Genomic DNA, 20,904 nt, shown 5'->3' with positions numbered 1-20,904 from the left:
ACCGGTCGGACACCGCCGCTTTCACGCAGCGGGCCGCGCCGCGGACTTGCGCCGTACCGGCCCGCTTTGGTGGGTTGTCGAACGTTCCCGCCCCTAAGGGCTGTCCCGTAGTCCCTGGTGGATCAGTGTGCGGCGTCGGACGCGGTGCATCGCAAGGCGGAGGGACGCCCGAATACTGGATGTATTCGGGCGTTCCGACAACGCGGCGAGGTGCCGTGGCCGTCGTCGCACGCCCGCCAGGGATTACGGGGCAGCCCTTAGGACGTACCCCCACCGGATCGCCCGGGTGCCCGGGGACCGGCCCCCTTCTCGTACACCCCGTACCGCGCCGCACCCAGCGGCCCGGCGCGGGTTCCTCCACCCTCACCGTCGAACTCCGGAAAGGCGGACGCCCGATGACGCCGCTTCCCCACCGCAGCCACACCGACGACCTGCTGTCCTTCATCAGCGCCAGCCCTTCCCCGTACCACGCGGTGGCCAGTGCCGCCGAGCGCCTGGAGAAGGCGGGCTTCCGTGAACTGCGGGGCACCGACGACTGGACGGGCACGACCGGCGGGAGCTTCGTCGCCCGCGCCGGTGCGCTGATCGCCTGGTACGTCCCCGAGGGGGCCCCGGCGCACACCCCCTTCCGGATCGTCGGCGCCCACACCGATTCCCCGAACCTGCGGGTCAAGCCCGCCCCCGACACCTCGTCGGCGGGCTGGCGGCAGATCGGTGTGGAGATCTACGGCGGCGTTCCACTGAACACCTGGCTCGACCGCGACCTCGGCATCTCCGGGCGCCTCGCGGTACGCGCCCCGGGCGGCGGGGCCGCCTCCCGGCTCGTCCGGATCGACGAACCCCTGTTGCGGGTGCCCCAGCTGGCCATCCACCTGGACCGTACGGTCAACGAGGCGCTCGCGCTCGACCCGCAGCGCCACGTCGCTCCGCTCTGGGCGCTCGGACCACGCGCGGAGGGTGCGCTGCTGCGCCGGGTCGCGGCGGCCGCCGAGGCGGACCCGGACGAGGTGCTCGGCTGGGACCTGATGCTCCATGACGTCCAGCCGCCCGGATACCTGGGCGCGGACCGGGAGTTCGTGGTGTCGGCGCGGCTGGACAACCTGGTCTCGGTGCACGCGGGCGTCACGGCCCTGGCGGCCGCGGCGACCGCTGCCGACGAGCCGGCGTACGTCCCCGTCCTGGCCGCCTTCGACCACGAGGAGGTCGGCAGCGGTTCGGCGACGGGTGCGCAGGGTCCGCTGCTCGAACGGGTCCTGAGCCGCTCGGTCACCGCCCGCGGCGGCAGCCCGGAGGACTGGTCGCGGGCCCTGTCCGGGGCGTTCTGCGTCTCCGCCGACATGGCCCACGCGGTCCACCCCAACTACGCGGAGCGGCACGACCCGGACCATCGTCCGCTGCCCAACGGCGGCCCCGCGCTCAAGGTCAACGTCAACCAGCGGTACGCCACCGACAGCACCGGCATGGCGGTGTTCGCGGCGGCGTGCGAGCGGGCGGGCGTGCCGTGGCAGCCGTTCGTGTCCAACAACGCGATGCCGTGCGGTACGTCGATCGGCCCGCTCACCGCTGCCCGGCTGGGCGTGGAGACGGTCGACGTGGGGGTGCCGGGGCTGTCCATGCACTCGGCGCGCGAGCTGTGCGGGGTCGAGGACCCCGGCCATCTGGCCGCCGCGCTCGGCGCGTTCATGACGTCCGGCTGATCCGCGCCGGACGTCGCGGAGAGGCCGGTCCGCACCGGACGGCCCGAAGGGGCGGCGCGGCACCGGCCGCCCCGCCCCTTCGTCACGTACACGTCAAGCTGTTCTCGCTGTGCGAGTCCTGCTACACGAACCGCTGCTGCGCGCTGCCGTCGCAGGCCTGGAGCCTCAGCGGGTCCTTCGCCGCCGCCAGCGTCAGGCACAGTCCGGTGGAGGCCGCCGGGCGCAAGGTGCCCGACTGCTTCACGAACTGCTGGTTGGCCGCGCCCGAGCAGTTGTACAGGATGGCCGTGGCGCCCGCCTTGTAGTCGGCGCCCGGGATGTCCAGGCACCGGTCGTGGCTCAGCTCCGTGTGGAGGTTCTTCGTGCTGGAGTCGTACCACCAGCCCTGGTTGCGGCCGCCGTGGCAGTCCCAGCCGCCGATCTTGGTGTCATTGCGGGTCACCGAGCCGGGGACGTCCACGCAGGTGCCCGTCGCCTCGTTCTTCAGGGGCTTGAAGGCGTCGTCCCACACTCCGGCCTGCAGAACCGGCTTTCCGGTGCTCGCCGGGTCGGCGCAGCTCGCCTGGCGCAGGTTGGAGTTGTAGATCTGGGTCAGGCAGGACGCGAAGGCACCGTGGCCGCTCGCGTTCGGGTGGTAGGACTGCCGCGTCGAGTTGGAGTCCGGCGGGAAGTGTCCGAGGTCGATGTAGAGACCGCGGGCCCAGGTGGACTCGCTGCACACCTCGTGGCCGTGGAAGAGCCGGGAGTTGTCGAGGTAGACGGCACCGGTGTCGTCGGCGACCTTGCGCATCCCGCGCTCGAAGGCGGGGACGGCCACGTTGCGGCCCCAGGCCGCGTCGGAGTCGTACCCGGCGCAGCCGCCGGGAAGCTTTCCGGGGAAGCTCGGGTTGTCGTAGAAGTCAGGGCCGATGGGGCTCGGGTAGCCCATGACCACGAGCTTGTAGTCGTTGTCGGCGTAGCCGGCGCCGGTCATGACGGTCTTCAGGTCGCGCACCGTCTTCTCGACTTTGGGGACGAGTCCGTCGACGCGCGCCTGCCAGCCGCCCTCGTACTTGGGCTGGCAGGTGCCCTGGGAGAACACCCAGCGCTCGACGCAGTCCGTCATGACCGGGCCGAACTGGAGGTCGTCGTTGGCACCCGCCACCAGCAGGATCATCTTGATGCGGGTGTTGCGGGCCTTGATGGCGAGGTTGTCGCTCTGCACCAGCTCGTCGGCGTACTGCTTCGAACCGCCGATCACGATGTTGCCGGTGTACGCGCCGGAGCAGGCGACGTTGTACGTGACGTCCGCCGGGATGCCGGTGCGGTGGATGGCGGAGTCGGGCGAGCGGTGGCACCAGTTGTCGGGGCCGTTGGTGCCGGCCTCGTACGTGCCGACGCCCTCGCCCGAGATCTCGCTGTCGCCGAGCGAGATCAGCCCGGTCTTGCGTTGTGCGAGCGGGCGCTCGGCCGGGTCGCCGTACAGCTTGGTGGCCTCCGCGGCGCGGATGGCCTCCAGTTCGGGCGACAGGGGGGTGGATGCGGTGGTGCTGGAACCGGACCGGTCCGTCGCGCCGGCCGTACCGGCGGCCACGGTCATGCCGCCGACCGCGGCCGCCATGGCCGCGGCGGCCGCGACCGTACAGCGGAATCTGTGCCTCATGCGCCTCATTGCGCCTCCCCGGGTTGTGGTTACCCCCGGTATTTACTGGTCGGTAGGCGTCTTGGGAATAGAAAGAACAAGACAAGTGCTCAACTTTTTCAGGAGGTTGAACGAGATGGACGAGTCACAGGCCGGCGAGCGGTCCCCCGCGAGCGGTGGAAATTTCCGCATCGAGCACGATTCGATGGGCGAGGTGAGAGTGCCCGCCGAGGCCAAGTGGCGGGCCCAGACGCAGCGCGCGGTGGAGAACTTCCCGGTCTCCGGCCAGCGCCTGGAGCGGGCCCACATCGAGGCCCTGGCCAGGATCAAGGCGGCCGCGGCCAAGGTGAACGCCGAGCTGAAGGTGGTCGACCCGGACATCGCCGCGGCCATCCAGGAGGCCGCCGCCGAGGTCGCCGAGGGGCGCTGGGACGACCAGTTCCCGGTCGACGTCTTCCAGACCGGGTCGGGCACCTCGTCCAACATGAACACCAATGAAGTGCTGGCCACCCTGGCCACCGAGCGGCTGGGCCGCGAGGTCCACCCCAACGACCATGTCAACGCCTCGCAGTCGTCCAACGATGTCTTCCCGTCCTCCATCCACATCGCCGCGACGGCGGCCGTCACCGGCGACCTGATCCCCGCGCTGGACCGGCTGGCGACCGCCCTGGAGCGCAAGGCCGCCGAGTTCGCGGCGGTCGTGAAGTCGGGGCGTACGCATCTGATGGACGCCACCCCCGTCACCCTCGGCCAGGAGTTCGGCGGCTACGCGGCGCAGGTCAGGTACGGCATCGAGCGGCTGCGCGCCTCGCTCCCCCGTCTCGCCGAACTGCCGCTGGGCGGCACGGCCGTGGGCACGGGCATCAACACTCCGCCCGGCTTCTCCGCCGCCGTCATCGCCGAGGTCGCCGCCGCCACCGGGCTGCCGCTGGCGGAGGCCCGGGACCACTTCGAGGCGCAGGGCGCGCGGGACGGGCTCGTGGAGACCTCGGGCCAGCTCCGCACCATCGCCGTCTCGCTCACCAAGATCTCCAACGATCTGCGCTGGATGGCTTCGGGGCCGCGCACCGGACTCGCCGAGATCAACCTCCCCGACCTCCAGCCGGGCTCGTCGATCATGCCCGGAAAGGTGAACCCGGTCATCCCCGAGGCCGTGCTGATGGTGGCCGCCCAGGTGACGGGGAACGACACGGCGGTCGCCGTGGCGGGCGCGGCGGGCAACTTCGAGCTGAACGTGATGCTCCCGGTCATCGCGAAGAACCTGCTGGAGTCGGTACGGCTGCTGGCCAACGCCTCCCGTCTGCTCGCCGACCGCACGGTCGACGGGATCACCGCCAACGTCGAGCGGGCCAGGGAGTACGCCGAGTCCTCGCCGTCCGTCGTCACCCCGCTGAACAAGTACATCGGCTACGAGGAGGCGGCGAAGGTCGCCAAGATGTCCCTCGCGCAGCGCCGGACCATCCGCGAGGTCGTACTGGACTCGGGCTACGTCGAGCGGGGCGACCTCACCGTGGAGCAGCTCGACGAGGCACTCGACGTGCTGCGTATGACCCACCCGTGACCTGCGTCGCGGCTGGGCCCTGTCGTCGGACTGCCGTCGTCCGGACGACGACAGGGCCCAGGGGGTTTCCGGTCCCTCTAAGATCCGTCCATGGCAGGTACCGGAGACATCGAGCACTGGGCGCCGGGTGATCAGATCCTGTGGCGCTACCGCCGCAACGGCGCACCGGCGGGGTCCGGGGCGCCGGAGCGGACCCCGGACCCGTTCCACATCTGCCGCCCCGTCACCGTCGTCCAGGACACCGGCGAACTGCTCGCGGTATGGGTGGCGCCCGGCACCGAGTGCGTGAAGCCGGTGCTGGCGAACGGCCGGGACGTGCACGCCGAGCCACTCGCCACCCGCTATACCGCCCCGCGCACCACCGCCCGCTCCCCCTGGCTGGGGAACGGTGTGCTGAAGCTCGCCCGGCCCGGTGAGCCGTGGTCGGTCTGGCTGTTCTGGGAGCCGGTCTGGCAGTTCCGCAGCTGGTACGTGAATCTGGAGGAACCGCACACCCGCTGGCAGGGCGGCGTCGACTCCGAGGATCACTTTCTCGACATCTCCGTGTACCCGGACCGCAGCTGGATCTGGCGCGACGAGGACGAGTTCGCCATGGCGCAGCGGGCCGGTCTGATGACCCCGCGGACCGCGCGGCGGGTGCGGGAGGCGGGCCGGGCCGCCGTCGGGCTGATCGAGGAGTGGGGCGCTCCGTTCCGGGACGGCTGGGAGGACTGGCGGCCCGATCCACAATGGCGGGTTCCCGCGCTTCCGGATGACTGGGACCGCACCCCCTCGTATACGCCGTCGTGAGACCCTTGATGCACCCCAGGGGGACAAACGTAGGATCGTCCTCCGGGCTGCCGCTCCGCTCCAACCGGGAGGCGCGGCACCCGACCTGACCACAAGTCACCGCACGAGCACCGCGTACTGCATGAGCTGTATGAGCCACATCAGTCGTATGAATCGTATGAACCACTACGAGGGGGTGGAGACGTGCTCGCTGTTGCCCGCCCCGTCGCCGGAAACGTTGTCACCGGCCAACCCCGCAAGCATCCGGTTTCAGCCCCTCGTTCCGGGGCATCCGGTGACAGCCGTTGTTATCGCCGCTCTTGCCGGGGCACAGTAACGCCCCACGAGGTGATTGCCTCATACAACCGGCCCGGACGGACGGAACCCCACGCGTGACGGAGCACCCCACCTCCCACGAAGGCCGGCAGCCTCTCGCCGCCCGGTCGCAGGAACGCACCCGGCCGCGGCAGCAGGACGCCGCGCCGGCCGCCTCCCCTGCCACCGCCGCGATCCCCGGCCCGGCCGCGGCTCCGGGGCCGGCGGCCGGCCCCCCAGGACTCGACCCGCAGGCCGCATCCCGTCGCGAGGGCGACCGGCTGCGTTTCGTCGGGGCCGCCACCCGGCGGATCGCCCGCGGCATAGACCTGGACGAGATCGTGCTGGGCCTGTGCCGGGCCAGTGTGCCGACGTTCTCCGACGCCATACTGGTCTACCTCCGCGACCCGCTCCCGGTCGGTGACGAGCGGCCGGTCTCCCCCTTCGTGCTGCGGCTGCGCCGGTCCGACCGGCTGCGGCTGAGCGAGGAGGAGACGGACATCTCGTCGGAGACCGAGCGGCTGCGGCTGCCCGTCATCGATCCGCACGGCGATCTGACGCCCGCGGCCGAGCTGTGCGAGGTCCGCTCCGGCGGCGCGCTGGCCGAGGTCCTGCGCGGGGTGCGGCCGGTCTTCGGGGACTCGGCGGCGGCCCGTGCCGCGCTGCCCGAGCTGCTCGGCGCCGGCCGGACCGTACCCACCGGGCACCGTGCGATCCTCGCCCCGCTGCGCGGCCGGCGGCGGGTGATCGGCGCCGCCGTCTTCCTGCGCGGTACGGAGCGGCCGCCCTTCGAGTCCAACGACCTGCTGGTCGCGGCCCAGCTGGCGACGCACACCGCGCTCGGCATCGACAAGGCCGTGCTGTACGGGCGCGAGGCGTACATCGCCGACGAGCTCCAGCGCACCATGCTGCCCGACTCGCTGCCGCAGCCGACCGGCGTCCGGCTCGCCTCCCGCTATCTCCCGGCCGCCGAGACGGCCCGGGTCGGCGGCGACTGGTACGACGCGATCCCGCTGCCCGGGAGCCGGGTCGCCCTGGTCGTCGGCGACGTCATGGGCCACTCCATGACGTCCGCGGCGATCATGGGCCAGCTGCGCACCACCGCGCAGACCCTGGCCCAGCTCGACCTGCCGCCGCAGGAGGTGCTGCACCACCTCGACGAGCAGGCCCAGCGGCTCGGCAGCGACCGGATGGCGACCTGCCTGTACGCGGTGTACGACCCGGTCGCGCACCGGATCACGATCGCCAACGCCGGGCATCCGCCGCCCGTCCTGCTCCATCTGGGCGGCCGTGCGGAGGTGCTGCGGGTGCCGCCGGGCGCCCCGATCGGCGTGGGCGGGGTGGACTTCGAGGCCGTCGAGCTGGACGCGCCCGCGGGCGGCACGCTGCTGCTGTACACCGACGGCCTGGTGGAGTCCCGGCTGCGGGACGTCTGGACCGGGATCGAGCAGCTGCGCGAACGGCTCGCCGCCACCGCCCGGCTGACCGGCCCGGACCACTCGCCGCCGCTGGAGGCGCTCTGCGACGACGTGCTGGACATGCTCGGTCCGGGCGACCGGGACGACGACATCGCGCTGCTCGCCGCCCGGTTCGACGGGATCGCGCCGAGCGATGTCGCGTACTGGCACCTCGAACCGGAGGAGACGGCGCCGGGCCGGGCCCGCAGGCTGGCCCGCCGCGCGCTCAGCCGCTGGGGTCTCGACGATCTCTCCGACTCGGTGGAGCTGCTGATCAGCGAGGTGGTGACCAATGCGGTGCGTTACGCGGAGCGACCGGTGACACTGCGGCTGCTGCGCACCGACGTGCTGCGCTGCGAGGTCGGCGACGACTCCCCGCAGCTGCCCCGGCAGCGCCGGGCGCGTGACATGGACGAGGGCGGGCGCGGCCTGTTCCTGGTGAACCGGCTGGCCAGGCGGTGGGGGGCGACCCGCCTCTCGACCGGCAAGGTGGTCTGGTTCGAGATGCCGTCCCGGGGCCAGTAGCCGGACCGGTGAAGGCGCCGCGAAGGAGCGGCACACGGGCGTGGAACGGGCACGGGGCAGAGCCCTGTACGCACGGTAGCGAAATGTTGCCGACCTCCTGTCGGCGGGTTTGACTTCAGTCGTGAACGAGACGGCCTGACCGAAACCCCCACCGACGGGAGGACGCTCGTGTCCGAGGAATCGCATACCCCAAAGACTCAGAACACCCCGTACACCACGAACAATGCCGGAATCCCGGTGGAGAGCGATGAACACTCGCTCACTGTCGGATCCGATGGACCGATCCTGCTCCAGGACCACTACCTCATCGAGAAGATGGCCCAGTTCAACCGTGAACGGGTCCCCGAACGAGTGGTTCACGCCAAGGGATCCGGCGCGTACGGCACCTTCAAGGTGACCAATGACGTCAGCCAGTTCACCAAGGCCGACCTGTTCCAGCCGGGCAAGCAGACCGCCATGCTCGCCCGCTTCTCCACGGTCGCCGGGGAGCAGGGCTCCCCCGACACCTGGCGGGACCCCCGTGGATTCGCCCTGAAGTTCTACACCGAGCAGGGCAACTACGACATGGTCGGCAACAACACGCCGGTCTTCTTCGTGCGTGACCCGATGAAGTTCCAGGACTTCATCCGCTCGCAGAAGCGCCGCCCGGACAGCGCGGTGCGCGACCACGACATGCAGTGGGACTTCTGGACCCTGTCCCCCGAGTCCGCGCACATGGTGACGTGGCTGATGGGCGACCGGGGCATCCCGAAGACGTACCGCCATATGAACGGCTACAGCTCGCACACCTACATGTGGGTCAACGCCGGCGGCGAGCGGTTCTGGGTGAAGTACCGCTTCAAGACCGACCAGGGCATCGACTTCTACACGCAGGACGAGGCCGACCGGATGGCCGGTGTGGACGGCGACGTCCACCGCCGCGACCTGTTCGAGGCGATCAAGCGCGGTGACCACCCGAGCTGGACGCTGTACGTCCAGGTCATGCCGTTCGACGACGCCCCGGACTACCGGTTCAACCCGTTCGACCTCACGAAGGTGTGGCCGCACGGCGACTACCCGGAGATCGAAGTCGGCCGGATGACGCTGAACGAGAACCCGGAGGACTTCTTCGTCCATATCGAGCAGGCGTCCTTCGAGCCGTCGAACCTGGTGCCCGGCATCGGTCCGTCGCCCGACAAGATGCTCCTCGGCCGGCTCTTCTCGTACCCGGACACCCACCGGTACCGGATCGGCCCGAACTACGCGCAGCTGCCCCCGAACCGTCCGCGGTTCGGCCGGAACTCCTACGCGAAGGACGGCCCGATGCGGTACGAGCCGAGCCGTACCGGAGCGGTGTACGCGCCGAACTCCTACGGCGGCCCGGCGGCGGACACCGCGCGCTACGGCGACCCGGCGGGCTGGGCGACGGCGGGCGAGATGGTCCACGAGGCGTACAAGCTGCACAGCGAGGACGACGACTGGGGCCAGGCGGGCACGATGGTGCGCAAAGTGCTCGACGACGCGGCCCGCGAGCGGCTGGTAGGGAACATTTCCGGCCATCTGCTGGACGGTGTGAGCGCCCCGGTCCTGGAGCGCGCGCTGCAGTACTGGCGCAACGTGGACAAGGACCTCGGCGACCGGATCGCCAAGAAGGTCAACGGCGGCTGACCCACGGGAAGACCCGCGGGAAAAGGATCAGGGGCGGTGCCGGCCGGCACCGCCCCTGACTCATGTGTTCATCGTCGGCTCAGGCTCGGGCACTCACCGCGCGGGAGGAGCGTTGTTCTCGCTGCCGTCGGCAGGCTTGCCGGGGACCCCGCCGCCGCCCGGCGGCTCCGGGGACTGGGTCGGCGGCACTTCCGGCGACTGGCTCGGCGGCGGCACGTCCGGCGACTGGCTCGGCGGCACCTCGGGCGACTGGCTCGGGCTCTGCGAGGGCACGTCCGGCGACTGCGACGGGGTCGTGTCGGTGCTCGGCGACTGCGAGGGGGTCGTCGACGGCGAGGACGGGACGGTGGACTGTCCGCGCTCGACGTCCTCCAGGTCGAACTGGGCACTGGAGCCGCCGCCCAGCGCGCCGAGCGTGTAGTCCGCCCAGATCTGCGCCGGGAAGCCACCGCCGTTGGCCCGGCCGGAGTTGGCCGTGCCGGTCAGGCTGACCTGGCCGCCGCCGTCCTTGGGCGATTCGCCGAAGAGCGCGACGACGGTGGTGAGCTCGGGGGTGTAGCCGGCGAACCAGGCCGACTTGTTGTTCTCCGACGTACCCGTCTTGCCCGCCGCCTCGTACGCCGAGGTGTTGGCCGCCTGGCCGGAGCCGCTGTCCACCACGCCGGTCAGCACGGAGGTCACGGTGTCGGCGGACTTGCGGCTGATCACCTGGCTGCCGATGCCCTCGACCGGCTCGACCGTCCGCTCACGGTGCTCGGCCGACTTCACGATGTGCGGGGTGACCTTCTTACCGTGGTTGTCGAGCGTGGCGTACGCGCCGGCCATGTCCCACGTCGAGGCGTTCATGGTGCCGAGCGTGATGGCGGGGCGCTCGGGGAAGTTCTTGTCCGGTACGCCGAGGGCCAGCGCGGTCTTCTTCACCGCGGGCGGGCCGACGTCGACGACCATCTGCGCGAAAGCCGAGTTGATCGACGCGTTCATCGCCTTCTGCACGGTGACGTCGCCGTAGCTCCGGTCGTCCTCGTTCTCCGGGGCGAACGGGGTGTCGCTGCCCACGACGGGCCGCTTGCTGGTGCCGTCGTAGCGGGTGTTGACGCCGATCAGGTCGCCGTCCTGGGTCTTGGCCTCGTTCTCCAGCGCCGAGGCGAACACCAGCGGCTTGAAGGTGGAGGCGGGCTGGTAGTCCTGGCGGGTGGCGTTGGAGATGTAGTGCTCGGTGTAGCCCGTGCCGCCGTACATCGCGACGACGGCGCCGGTCTTCGGGTCGACGGAGGTGGCGCCCGCCTGGACGGTCGCGTCGACCTTGTTGCCCTTGCGGTCCAGCTTGGACTCCAGCTGGCGGTCGACGGACTGCTCCAGCTGCTTCTGCCGCTTCTTGTCGATGTTGAGCGTGAAGGTCCAGCCGCCGGCCTGCCGCATCTCCGCGGTGATGCCCTGCTTCTCCAGCTCCTTGTTGGCCGCCTCGACGAGGTAACCGGTCTGGCCCTCCATGCCCTTGGCGGGCTTGGCCTTGCCCGGGACCGGGAATTCGAGCTTGTCGCGCTCGGCCTTGTCGAGCCAGTGCATCTCGACCATGTTGTCGAGGGTGTAGCCCCAGCGGTCCTTGACCAGCTTCCTGCCGGTCTCCGACGCGGTCTGCCAGTCGTACTGGCTGGGGGCCTGGAGCACCGAGGCCAGGTAGGCGCCCTGGGAGACGTTGAGGTCCTTGGCGTCGACTCCGTAGTAGGCCTGCGCGGCGGCCTGGATGCCGCTCGCGCCGCGCCCGTAGTACGCGGTGTTGATGTACCCGGCGAGGATGTATTCCTTGCTCTTCTTGCTGTCGACCTTGAGCGAGATCACCAGTTCCTTGAGCTTCCGGCTGATCGTCGGGTCCTGCGTCAGGTAGTAGTTCTTCACGTACTGCTGGGTGATGGTCGAGCCACCCTGCTTGCCCTTGCCGCTGAGGGTGTTGAGAAGCCCGCGCGCGGTGCCCTTCAGGTCGACGCCCTTGTCGTCGTAGAAGGACTTGTTCTCGGCGGCGACGAAGGTGTGCTGCACCTTCAGGGGCACCTCGGCCAGATCCACGATCTGGCGGTTGACCCCCTGGCCGGTCCGGGTCAGCACCGACCCGTCGCTGTACTGGTAGACGTTGCTCTGCCGCTCGGCCAGGGCGTTGGCCTTCGGGACGTCCACGTACATGTAGAGCGCGACGAAGGCGCCCATGGCCAGCAGGCAGAACCCGAAGAAGGTGCCCAGCATCTTCTTCCACGTGAAGAGTCTGCGTATGCCGCCGCTCTTCGCGGCCCGCCGCGCTCCGCGCTGCTGGGCTCGTCGCGCATCCGCTCGACCCATCGCTGTGTTGCTCCCGTTTCTCTGCTCGACCAGATCCGCTCAGCCGAACCAGCTAACACCGTCGGCAAGGACAAAAAGCGAGCGATGCGGTCTTTTACGGACGTGACAATCAGCACCCGCTCTCAAGGGAACCGACTCATGAAGGGTGCCCAAGGTTGCGAGCACAGGTAATGTGTAATCACATTGCTAGCACCGAGCCGGCCTTTCGAAACGGGGGATCCCATGACCGATCACGACAATCCGCACGCCACGCCCACCCTTGCCACCGACCTCACTCCCGACACGCCCCAGATGCCCGAACCGCAGGTGAGAGAGGTGACGGCGCACAGCATCCCCGGCGGTCTCGGCCTGCTGCTGACCGTGGTCGGCGTGATCGCGGGCATCGGTCTCGCCATCGTCGGCGGCGTCGTCGGCTCGAACGGCAACAACGGCCTGGGCGTCCCGGTCTGCATCTTCGGGGTGCTGCTCGTCATCGTCTCGTTCTTCTGCATGACGGGTGTGAAGATGGTCGCACCCGGCGAGGCCCGTGTGATCCAGCTCTTCGGCCGCTACGTCGGCACCATCCGCGCCGACGGGCTCCGCTGGATCAACCCGCTCACCAGCAGCCGGAAGATCTCCACCCGGGTCCGCAACCACGAGACCGCGGTCCTGAAGGTCAACGACGCCTACGGCAACCCCATCGAGCTCGCCGCGATCGTCGTCTGGAAGGTCGAGGACACCGCGCAGGCGCTCTTCGAGGTCGACGACTTCCTGGAGTTCGTCGCCACCCAGACCGAGGCCGCCGTCCGGCACATCGCGATCGAGTACCCGTACGACGCCCACGACGAGGGCGGCCTCTCGCTGCGCGGCAACGCGGAGGAGATCACCGAGAAGCTGGCCGTGGAGCTCACCGCCCGGGTGCAGGCCGCCGGCGTACGGATCATCGAGTCGCGCTTCAGCCACCTCGCGTACGCCCCCGAGATCGCCTCCGCGATGCTCCAGCGCCAGCAGGCCGGCGCGGTGGTCGCGGCCCGGCAGCAGATCGTCGAGGGTGCGGTCGGCATGGTCGAGATGGCGCTCACCCGGATCGCCGAGCAGGACATCGTCGAGCTCGACTCGGAGCGCAAGGCGGCCATGGTCAGCAATCTGATGGTGGTGCTGTGCGGTGACCGTGCGGCCCAGCCGGTCCTGAACACGGGCACTCTTTACCAGTGACCGAACAGACCCCGCCGGCCCGCAGGACCCCGCCGCAGCGCAAGCAGATGCTGCTGCGGCTGGATCCCGCGGTGCATGACGCGCTGGCCCGCTGGGCCTCGGACGAACTGCGCAGCGCGAACGCCCAGATCGAGTTCCTGCTGCGCAGGGCGCTGGCGGAGGCGGGCCGTCTGCCGGGCACGGCACGGCCGATCCCCCGCCGGGGGCGACCCCCGAAGGAGGCCCCGGAGCCGCCCGGAGCCTGAGCTCCGAGCGGGTCCGGAAGCCGGGGTTCCGGGACCGGAACCCCGGTATACACCAGAGGTATACACGCCGTGTACAGTGCTCGGCATGTCAATCGGTCACACCCTGCTCGGACTCCTGGAGTCCGGCCCCCGCCACGGCTACGACCTCAAGCGGACGTTCGACGAGAAGTTCGGCCACGACCGCCCCCTGCACTACGGCCAGGTCTACTCGACCATGTCCCGGCTGCTCAAGAACGGCCTCGTCGAGGTCGACGGCGTGGAGAGCGGCGGCGGCCCGGAACGCAAGCGGTACGCCATCACCGAGGCCGGGATCACCGATGTCAGCTCCTGGCTCGCACAGCCGGAGAAGCCCGAGCCGTACCTCCAGTCGACGCTCTACACCAAGGTCGTCCTGGCCCTGCTCACCGGCCGCAGCGCCGAGGCCCTGCTGGACACCCAGCGCACCGAGCACCTGCGCCTGATGCGGATACTCACCGACCGCAAGCGCAAGGGCGACCTCGCCGATCAGCTGATCTGCGACCACGCCCTCTTCCACCTCGAAGCCGATCTGCGCTGGCTGGAACTGACCGCCGCCCGGCTCGACCGGCTCGCCGCGGAGGTGGCCGCGTGATCCCCGCCGGCTCCCTGCTCAGCGCCGACGGCCTGCACAAGGCGTACGGCCACACGCCCGCGCTCGACGGCGCGTCGTTCTCCATCCACCCGGGCGAGGTCGTCGCCGTGATGGGCCCCTCCGGCTCCGGCAAGTCGACCCTGCTGCACTGCCTCGCCGGCATCGTCACCCCCGACCGGGGAACGGTCACCTACGCGGGCCGCGAGCTCTCCGCGATGTCGGACGCCGAACGCAGCGCCCTGCGCCGTACCGAGTTCGGCTTCGTCTTCCAGTTCGGCCAGCTCGTCCCGGAGCTGACCTGTGTGGAGAACGTCGCCCTGCCGCTCCGGCTGAACGGCGCCAGGCGCAAGGAGGCCGAGCGCACCGCCCGCCACTGGCTGGAGCGCCTGGAGGTCGACACCGTCGGCGGCAAGCGTCCCGGCGAGGTCTCCGGCGGGCAGGGGCAGCGCGTCGCCGTGGCCCGCGCGCTGGCCGCCTCGCCCAAGGTGATCTTCGCCGACGAGCCGACCGGCGCCCTGGACTCCCTCAACGGCGAACGGGTCATGGAGCTGCTCACCGAGGCCGCCCGGTCGGCCAACGTCGCCGTGGTCCTGGTGACCCACGAGGCCCGGGTCGCCGCGTACTCCGACCGCGACATCACCGTGCGCGACGGCCGGACCCGCGACCTGGAGCACTCCGTATGACGCTGCTCGACCGGAAGAACGCGCCGGCCGCGACACCGCCGGCACCCACCCCGCCCACTGCGCCCACCGGTGTCGCCGCCTGGTTCCGGGACCTCGGCCTCGGCATCCGGTTCGCCTCCGGCGGCGGGCGCGAGGGCTGGGTCCGCACCGCGCTGACCGCCGTCGGCGTCGGCCTCGGGGTGGCACTGCTGCTGACCGCCGCCTCCGCACCGCATCTGCTCCAGGAGCGCTCCGCGCGCAGCGAGGCCCGCGCCGAGAGCGCCGTTCCCGGCGGGCCCGACGCCCAGGCCGAGAAGACCGACTCCTCGGTGCTGCGGATCGACGCGGAGACCGAGTACCGCAGCCGCACCGTCGAGGGCTGGCTGATGCGCCCGGACGGTACGCACCCGGTCGTCCCGCCGGGCGTCGCACGCTTCCCCGGCGCGGATGAGATGGTGGTCTCCCCCGCGCTGAAGGAGCTGCTGGGCTCCCCGGAGGGCAGCCTCCTCAAGGAGCGGCTGCCGTACCGGATCACCGGCACGATCGCCGACTCCGGCCTGGTGTCGCCGCGCGACCTGGTCTACTACGCGGGCAGCGACACCCTGACGCCCGCCAACGGCGGCCACCGGATCGCCGGTTACGGCGATCCGGGGCAGGGCGAGGAGATGCCGCCCGTCCTCATCGTGCTGATCATCATGATCTGCGTGGTGCTGCTGGTGCCGGTCGCGATCTTCATCGCGACGGCGGTGCGGTTCGGCGGCGACCGCCGCGACCGCCGGCTCGCCGCACTGCGCCTGGTCGGTACGGACATCCGGACGACCCGTCGGATCGCGGCCGGCGAGGCCCTGTTCGGGGCGCTGCTGGGCGTGCTGACCGGGGCGGTGCTCTTCCTGGTGGGGCGCCGGTTCGTCGGTCGCATCGAGGTGTGGAACGTCAGCGTCTTCCCGTCCGACCTGGTGCCCGACCCCGCGCTGACGGCGCTGGTCGTCGTCTCCGTCCCGGTGGCGGCGGTACTGGTCACGCTGGTCGCGATGCGCTCGGTGGTGATCGAACCGCTCGGCGTCGTACGGGGCGGCGGCAACCGCGGGCGCCGGCTCTGGTGGCGGCTGCCGATGCCGGTCGCGGGCCTGGCGGTGCTCGGGCTGACCGGCAAGGTCGACGAGTTCACCCCGGTCGACCCGTATCCGATCGCGGGCGGTGCCGTGCTGGTCCTGGTCGGGCTCGCGCTGCTGCTGCCCTGGCTGGTCGAGGCGTGCGTGAACCGGCTGCACGGCGGCCCGGTGTCCTGGCAGCTCGCCACCCGCAGGCTCCAGCTGAGCAGCGGGGCCGCCTCCCGCGCGGTCAGCGGCATCACGGTCGCGGTCGCGGGAGCGGTGGCGCTGCAGATGCTGTTCGCCGCGGTGGGCGACGAGTTCAGCAGGCAGACCGGGCAGGACCCGTCGCGGGCCCAGTTCTACACGTACTCCGAGCAGGTCGAACCCGGGGCGGCCACCCGGACCATCGAGAAGTTCAAGGCCACCAAGGGCGTGGAGGCCGTCATCGGGAAGGTCGAGACGTACGCCACCCGGCCCGGCAAGTACACGAAGTCCGATGTCCAGCCGACCACCAGTCTCATCGTCGGCGACTGCGCGACCCTGCGCGAGCTCGCCCGGATCGGCTCCTGCACGGACGGCGACACCTTCGTGGCCCACCCCAGGAACGACAAGGAGATGTCCGACTGGGTCGATGTGACGGCCCGCAAGGGCAAGAAGGTCCTGATCGGCTCGGGCTACGGGCAGAAGCCGATGCCGTGGATCCTGCCCGCCGACTCCCGCACGGTCCAGGCCCGCCACGATCCGCTGGGCGAGGACTCCTGGGGCATCATGGCCACCATCGGCGCGCTCGACCCGAGCAAGCTGCCGGGCGCGACGACCCAGACGCAGATCCGGATCGACGAGGGCGTCGAGGACGCCGCCGAGTACGTACGGAACACGGCGGCCCGGATCGACCCCGCGATGCGGGTCGCGTCCCTCACGTCGAAGACCCGTGACGAGAAGTACGCCAGTGTGCAGCGCGGCCTCCAGGTCGGCGCGACCGCGACGCTGCTGCTGATCGCCGCCGCGATGCTGGTCTCACAGCTGGAGCAGCTGCGCGAACGCAAGCGCCTGCTGTCGGTCCTGGTCGCCTTCGGCACCCGGCGCTCCACCCTCGCCTGGTCGGTGCTCTGGCAGACCGCCGTGCCCGTGGTCATCGGGCTGACGGTCGCCGTGGCGGGCGGGCTCGGCCTGGGCGCGGCGCTGATCACCATGATCGACAAGCAGATCACCGACTGGTGGCTGTTCCTGCCGATGACCGGCGCGGGCGCGGCGCTGATCCTGCTGGTCACGCTGGTGTCCCTGCCCTCGCTGTGGCGCATGATGCGACCGGAGGGCCTGCGCACGGAGTGACGGCGCGGTAGTGAACGACGGGGGTGCGGTCCTGCGGGACCGCCACCCCCGTCGTTCGTTTCAGTCGTTCTGCGGGCCGCCCGTCACCCGTACCGGCAGCCCCCGCATCGCTTCCCGCAGCGCCGCCGCGAACTCCTCGAACTCCTCGTGCCGCGCCGCCCCGGTCCGCATCCCCAGCGCCACCCGCCTCGACGGTGCCGGCTCCGCGAAGTAGCCGGTGGCCAGCGCCTCGTTGCGGCCGGTCTCGACCGTCACCGCGGTCCGCGGCAGCAGCGTCACCCCGAGCCCGCCGGCCACCAGCTGGACCAGCGTGGAGAGCCCGGCCGCGGTCGTGGTGACCGGCGCGCCCTCCGTGCGTCCGGCCTCCCGGCAGATGTCCAGGGCCTGGTCGCGCAGGCAGTGCCCCTCGTCGAGCAGCAGCAGCGGCAGCTCGCGCAGCGCCTCGCGCGGAATGTCGCAGCGCCCGCCCAGCCAGTGGTCCTGCTCCATCACCAGTACGAAGTCCTCGTCGAAGAGCGGGAGTTCGGTGACGCTCGGCACCCCGAGCGGAACGGCGAGCAGCAGCAGATCGAGCCTTCCCGCGGCCAGCCCCTCCAGCAGCGAGGAGGTCTGCTCCTCGTGGACCTGGAGGTCGAGCTCCGGGTACTGCTCGTGGACCAGCCGCAGCACCGTCGGCAGCAGGTACGGGGCAACGGTCGGGATCACTCCGAGCCTGAGCACCCCGGTGAACGGTGCCCGGACCGCCTCGGCCTCCTCCATCAGCTCGCCGACGGCCTCCAGCACCGCGCGGGCCCGCACCGCGAGCCGCTCCCCGGCCGGCGACAGCAGGACCTTGCGCGTCGTACGCTCGATGAGCTGGACACCCAGTGCCTCTTCCAGTGCCGACACGGCCCCGGACAGCGCAGGCTGACTCATCCCGATTGCTGCCGCCGCGTCCCTGAAGTGCAGATATTCCGCGACGGCCACGAAGGCGCGCAGCTGCGACAGGCTGGGTTGTTTGGGCCTGCTGCCCTGATTTCCCTGAGCCACTGATAGGCACCTCCGATCATCACGGCCGAGTGTAGCTATTTCCGCGATCAATGCACTCTGTGCCAAGGTGGATCCCGTCCAACCCTCAGGAAGTCCCCCAAAAGGGAATTCCAACGCTACAAGGAGAGCGCGTGCTCACTGTCGGTGACAAGTTCCCCGAGTTCGACCTGACTGCTTGTGTTTCGCTGGAGAGCGGCAAGGAGTTCGAGCAGATCAACCACAAGACCTACGAGGGCAAGTGGAAGATCATCTTCGCGTGGCCGAAGGACTTCACCTTCGTGTGCCCCACCGAGATCGCCGCCTTCGGCAAGCTGAACGACGAGTTCGCCGACCGTGACGCCCAGATCCTCGGCTTCTCCGGCGACTCCGAGTTCGTGCACCACGCCTGGCGCAAGGACCACCCGGACCTGACCGACCTGCCGTTCCCGATGATGGCCGACTCGAAGCACGAGCTCATGCGTGACCTCGGCATCGAGGGCGAGGACGGCTTCGCCCAGCGCGCCGTCTTCATCGTCGACCAGAACAACGAGATCCAGTTCACGATGGTGACCGCCGGTTCCGTGGGCCGTAACCCCAAGGAGGTCCTGCGGGTCCTGGACGCCCTGCAGACCGACGAGCTGTGCCCGTGCAACTGGACCAAGGGCGAGAACACCCTCGACCCGGTCGCCCTCCTCTCGGGCGAGTGAGCTGACAGCGACATGGCACTCGACGAACTGAAGGCCGCCGTTCCGGACTTCGCCAAGGACCTGAAGCTGAACCTCGGCTCGGTCATCGGCAACAGCGAGCTCCCGCAGCAGCAGCTGTGGGGCACCGTCCTCGCCTGCGCGATCGCCTCGCGCTCGCCGAAGGTGCTGCGCGAGCTGGAGCCGGAGGCGAAGGCCAACCTCTCCGCGGAGGCGTACACCGCCGCGAAGTCGGCCGCCGCCATCATGGCGATGAACAACGTCTTCTACCGGACCCGGCACCTGCTGTCGGACCCCGAGTACGGGACGCTCCGCGCGGGTCTGCGGATGAACGTCATCGGCAAGCCGGGCGTGGAGAAGATCGACTTCGAGCTGTGGTCGCTCGCCGTCTCCGCGATCAACGGCTGCGGCCAGTGCCTGGACTCCCACGAGCAGGTGCTGCGCAAGGCCGGCGTGGACCGTGAGACCATTCAGGAAGCCGTCAAGATCGCCTCGGTGATCCAGGCGGTCGGCGTGACCCTCGATGCCGAGGCCGTGCTCGCCGAGTAGGGCCAAGGCCCTGGCAGTACCCCTTGTACGAGAAGGGCCCCGTGGACGACCGACCGTCCCGGGGCCCTTCTCTCTTGTGCCGGTGTCCCGTGCGCCCGCGGGACCTACTTGCCGGGCCCGGCCTTCGTTCCGCCGCCGTCGCCGTCCTCGTCGGCGTGGCCACCGGTGCGCTCGGGAAGCGAACCCGGTGCGGGGGTCGGGGCGACGTCGACCGCGGTCGCCCCGCGCGGGGACGGCGCGTATCTCAGGGCCTGTTCCTGCCCGTACGTCCGCAGATAGCCGACCACCGTGTTGGTGACCGCGACCAGCGGCACCGCGACCACCGCACCGCCGATGCCCGCGATCATGCCGCCCGCCGCGACCGAGAGGACGACGGCGAGCGGATGCACCCGCACCGCGCGTCCCAGGATGAACGGCTGGAGCACATGGCCCTCGATCTGCTGCACGGCGAGCACCACCGCCAGCACCATCAGGGCGGTGAACACGCCCTGGGTGACCAGCGCGACGACCACCGCCAGTGCCCCGGAGACCACGGCACCGACCAGCGGGATGAAGGCGAAGAGGAAGATGAAGACGGCCAGCGGCACCGCCATCGGCACGTCGAGGAAGAAGATTCCGAGCCCGATGAAGATCGCGTCGATCAGGGCCACTATGACGGTGCCCCGCACATAGGCGGTCAGCGTCCGCCAGGCGCGCGGCCCGGCGCCCGCGACCCCCGGCCGGGCCTGGGCCGGCACCAGCTTCAGCACCCAGTGCCAGATGCGCCTTCCGTCGTAGAGCAGGAAGAGCGTCGAGAACATCGCCAGCAGTATCCCGGTGAGGACCTCCACCATCACGGTGACGCCCTCCAGCCCCGCGGAGGTGATCTGCTCGGTGTTGGTGCCGATGGTGTCGCTGAGGTTCTTCGCGATGTCGTTGATCTGCTGCTCGGTGACGTGGAAGGGGCTGTCGAGCAGCCAGCGCTTCAACTCGTCGATGCCGTCCCGCACCTTCTCCGAGAGGGTGTCGAGGTTGTCCATGACCTGCCAGACCACGAACCAGCCGACCAGACCCATGACGACGAAGCCCAGGATCGCCGTGACGGCGGTGGCCAGACCGCGCGGCAGCCCGTGGCGGCGCAGCCGGGCGACGGTCGGCTGGAGCATCGCGGTGACGAGCAGCGCGGCGACGAACGCCAGAACCACCAGCTGCACGGCGCTGATGACCTTCATCAGCACCCAGAGGGTGCCGGCCAGGACGAGCAGCCGCCAGCCCGCCTCGGCCGCGACGCGCATCCCCCAGGGGATCGCCGCGACCGGATCGGGCCGGGCGGCGACCGACGGGGCGTACGAGGGCGGCGGCGGGACACGGTCGTCCGCGTCCCGTGCCGCTTCAGCCGGAACGTCCGCGGCGGGCACGGCAGGGGCGGGCACGGCAGAGGCGGTCACGTCCCCGGCGGACCCCGGCAGCTCGGCCCGCCCGGACCCCTGGCCCACGACCTCGTCCCTGCGCTGCTCCAGCCGGTCGCCCAGCTCGGTCAGTTCGGCCCCCAGCCGGCCGAGCCAGCCCGGAAGTTTCGACATGATCGTTCCTCTTCCCCCGTTT

16 protein-coding genes are annotated in these 20,904 nt (G+C 70.6%); 12 read left to right on the top strand and 4 right to left on the bottom strand.

The window, feature by feature from the left end; all coding sequences use genetic code 11:
* Positions 1 to 395: 395 nt before the first annotated feature.
* Positions 396 to 1,697, top strand: a complete 1,302-nt coding sequence (locus tag ACFYY1_RS08695; protein ID WP_388582626.1) for a M18 family aminopeptidase — start codon at positions 396 to 398, stop codon at positions 1,695 to 1,697.
* 121 nt (positions 1,698 to 1,818) lie between these two features.
* Here ACFYY1_RS08695 and ACFYY1_RS08690 read toward each other — a convergent pair whose 3' ends face one another.
* Positions 1,819 to 3,348 (bottom strand): ricin-type beta-trefoil lectin domain protein, encoded by a 1,530-nt coding sequence (locus ACFYY1_RS08690; protein ID WP_388582624.1) that lies wholly within the window; start codon positions 3,346 to 3,348, stop codon positions 1,819 to 1,821.
* 106 nt (positions 3,349 to 3,454) lie between these two features.
* Here ACFYY1_RS08690 and ACFYY1_RS08685 point away from each other — a divergent pair, with 106 nt between their 5' ends.
* The 4 genes from ACFYY1_RS08685 to ACFYY1_RS08670 all read left to right on the top strand — a co-directional run bounded on the left by ACFYY1_RS08685 (position 3,455) and on the right by ACFYY1_RS08670 (position 9,591).
* Positions 3,455 to 4,879, top strand: a complete 1,425-nt coding sequence (locus ACFYY1_RS08685; RefSeq protein ID WP_388582621.1) for a class II fumarate hydratase — start codon at positions 3,455 to 3,457, stop codon at positions 4,877 to 4,879.
* A gap of 90 nt (positions 4,880 to 4,969) precedes the next feature.
* Entirely contained in the window at positions 4,970 to 5,668 is a 699-nt protein-coding gene (locus tag ACFYY1_RS08680; protein ID WP_388582618.1) for a DUF402 domain-containing protein, read from the top strand.
* A 371-nt stretch (positions 5,669 to 6,039) separates the two neighbouring features.
* On the top strand, positions 6,040 to 7,944 hold the full coding sequence (locus ACFYY1_RS08675) for a SpoIIE family protein phosphatase (RefSeq protein WP_388582616.1): 1,905 nt from the start codon (positions 6,040 to 6,042) through the stop codon (positions 7,942 to 7,944).
* Between the two features lie 168 nt (positions 7,945 to 8,112).
* The gene (locus tag ACFYY1_RS08670; RefSeq protein ID WP_388582613.1) at positions 8,113 to 9,591 is read left to right on the top strand and encodes a catalase; all 1,479 of its coding nucleotides are present in this window, start codon (positions 8,113 to 8,115) and stop codon (positions 9,589 to 9,591) included.
* A 93-nt stretch (positions 9,592 to 9,684) separates the two neighbouring features.
* Here the strand turns inward: ACFYY1_RS08670 and ACFYY1_RS08665 are convergent, their stop codons facing one another.
* Positions 9,685 to 11,922 carry a transglycosylase domain-containing protein gene (locus ACFYY1_RS08665; RefSeq protein WP_388582612.1) on the bottom strand — a complete coding sequence of 746 codons (2,238 nt, stop codon included), beginning with the start codon at positions 11,920 to 11,922 and terminating at the stop codon, positions 9,685 to 9,687.
* A gap of 222 nt (positions 11,923 to 12,144) precedes the next feature.
* Between ACFYY1_RS08665 and ACFYY1_RS08660 the strand changes: the two genes are divergently transcribed.
* The 5 genes from ACFYY1_RS08660 to ACFYY1_RS08640 all read left to right on the top strand — a co-directional run bounded on the left by ACFYY1_RS08660 (position 12,145) and on the right by ACFYY1_RS08640 (position 17,059).
* Positions 12,145 to 13,116: an SPFH domain-containing protein gene (locus ACFYY1_RS08660; protein ID WP_388582609.1), complete on the top strand. Its 972-nt coding sequence runs from the start codon at positions 12,145 to 12,147 to the stop codon at positions 13,114 to 13,116.
* Complete coding sequence (locus ACFYY1_RS08655) at positions 13,113 to 13,361, top strand: hypothetical protein (RefSeq protein ID WP_388582607.1); 249 nt, start codon at positions 13,113 to 13,115, stop codon at positions 13,359 to 13,361. The genes ACFYY1_RS08660 and ACFYY1_RS08655 overlap by 4 nt, the downstream gene beginning before the upstream one ends.
* An 85-nt stretch (positions 13,362 to 13,446) precedes the next feature.
* Entirely contained in the window at positions 13,447 to 13,971 is a 525-nt protein-coding gene (locus ACFYY1_RS08650) for a PadR family transcriptional regulator (RefSeq protein ID WP_385818918.1), read from the top strand.
* Positions 13,968 to 14,654, top strand: coding sequence for an ABC transporter ATP-binding protein (locus tag ACFYY1_RS08645; RefSeq protein WP_388582604.1), 687 nt, complete (start codon positions 13,968 to 13,970; stop codon positions 14,652 to 14,654). Before ACFYY1_RS08650 ends, ACFYY1_RS08645 begins: the two co-directional genes overlap by 4 nt.
* Positions 14,651 to 17,059 carry an ABC transporter permease gene (locus ACFYY1_RS08640; protein ID WP_388582603.1) on the top strand — a complete coding sequence of 803 codons (2,409 nt, stop codon included), beginning with the start codon at positions 14,651 to 14,653 and terminating at the stop codon, positions 17,057 to 17,059. Before ACFYY1_RS08645 ends, ACFYY1_RS08640 begins: the two co-directional genes overlap by 4 nt.
* A gap of 60 nt (positions 17,060 to 17,119) precedes the next feature.
* Here ACFYY1_RS08640 and ACFYY1_RS08635 read toward each other — a convergent pair whose 3' ends face one another.
* Entirely contained in the window at positions 17,120 to 18,088 is a 969-nt protein-coding gene (locus tag ACFYY1_RS08635) for a hydrogen peroxide-inducible genes activator (protein WP_388582600.1), read from the bottom strand.
* Between the two features lie 131 nt (positions 18,089 to 18,219).
* Here ACFYY1_RS08635 and ACFYY1_RS08630 point away from each other — a divergent pair, with 131 nt between their 5' ends.
* Together ACFYY1_RS08630 and ACFYY1_RS08625 are read left to right on the top strand one after the other, a co-directional pair.
* Positions 18,220 to 18,774, top strand: coding sequence for a peroxiredoxin (locus tag ACFYY1_RS08630; RefSeq protein WP_388582598.1), 555 nt, complete (start codon positions 18,220 to 18,222; stop codon positions 18,772 to 18,774).
* A 12-nt stretch (positions 18,775 to 18,786) separates the two neighbouring features.
* The gene (locus ACFYY1_RS08625; protein WP_072483998.1) at positions 18,787 to 19,320 is read left to right on the top strand and encodes an alkyl hydroperoxide reductase; all 534 of its coding nucleotides are present in this window, start codon (positions 18,787 to 18,789) and stop codon (positions 19,318 to 19,320) included.
* A 104-nt stretch (positions 19,321 to 19,424) separates the two neighbouring features.
* Here ACFYY1_RS08625 and ACFYY1_RS08620 read toward each other — a convergent pair whose 3' ends face one another.
* Positions 19,425 to 20,882 carry an AI-2E family transporter gene (locus ACFYY1_RS08620; RefSeq protein WP_388582595.1) on the bottom strand — a complete coding sequence of 486 codons (1,458 nt, stop codon included), beginning with the start codon at positions 20,880 to 20,882 and terminating at the stop codon, positions 19,425 to 19,427.
* Positions 20,883 to 20,904: the final 22 nt, after the last annotated feature.

The organism is Streptomyces sp. NPDC001890 (assembly GCF_042891445.1).
Classification (GTDB): Bacteria; Actinomycetota; Actinomycetes; order Streptomycetales; family Streptomycetaceae; genus Streptomyces.
Note: the sequence above shows the minus strand (reverse complement) of the source record. Positions and strands in the feature narration are given on the sequence as shown.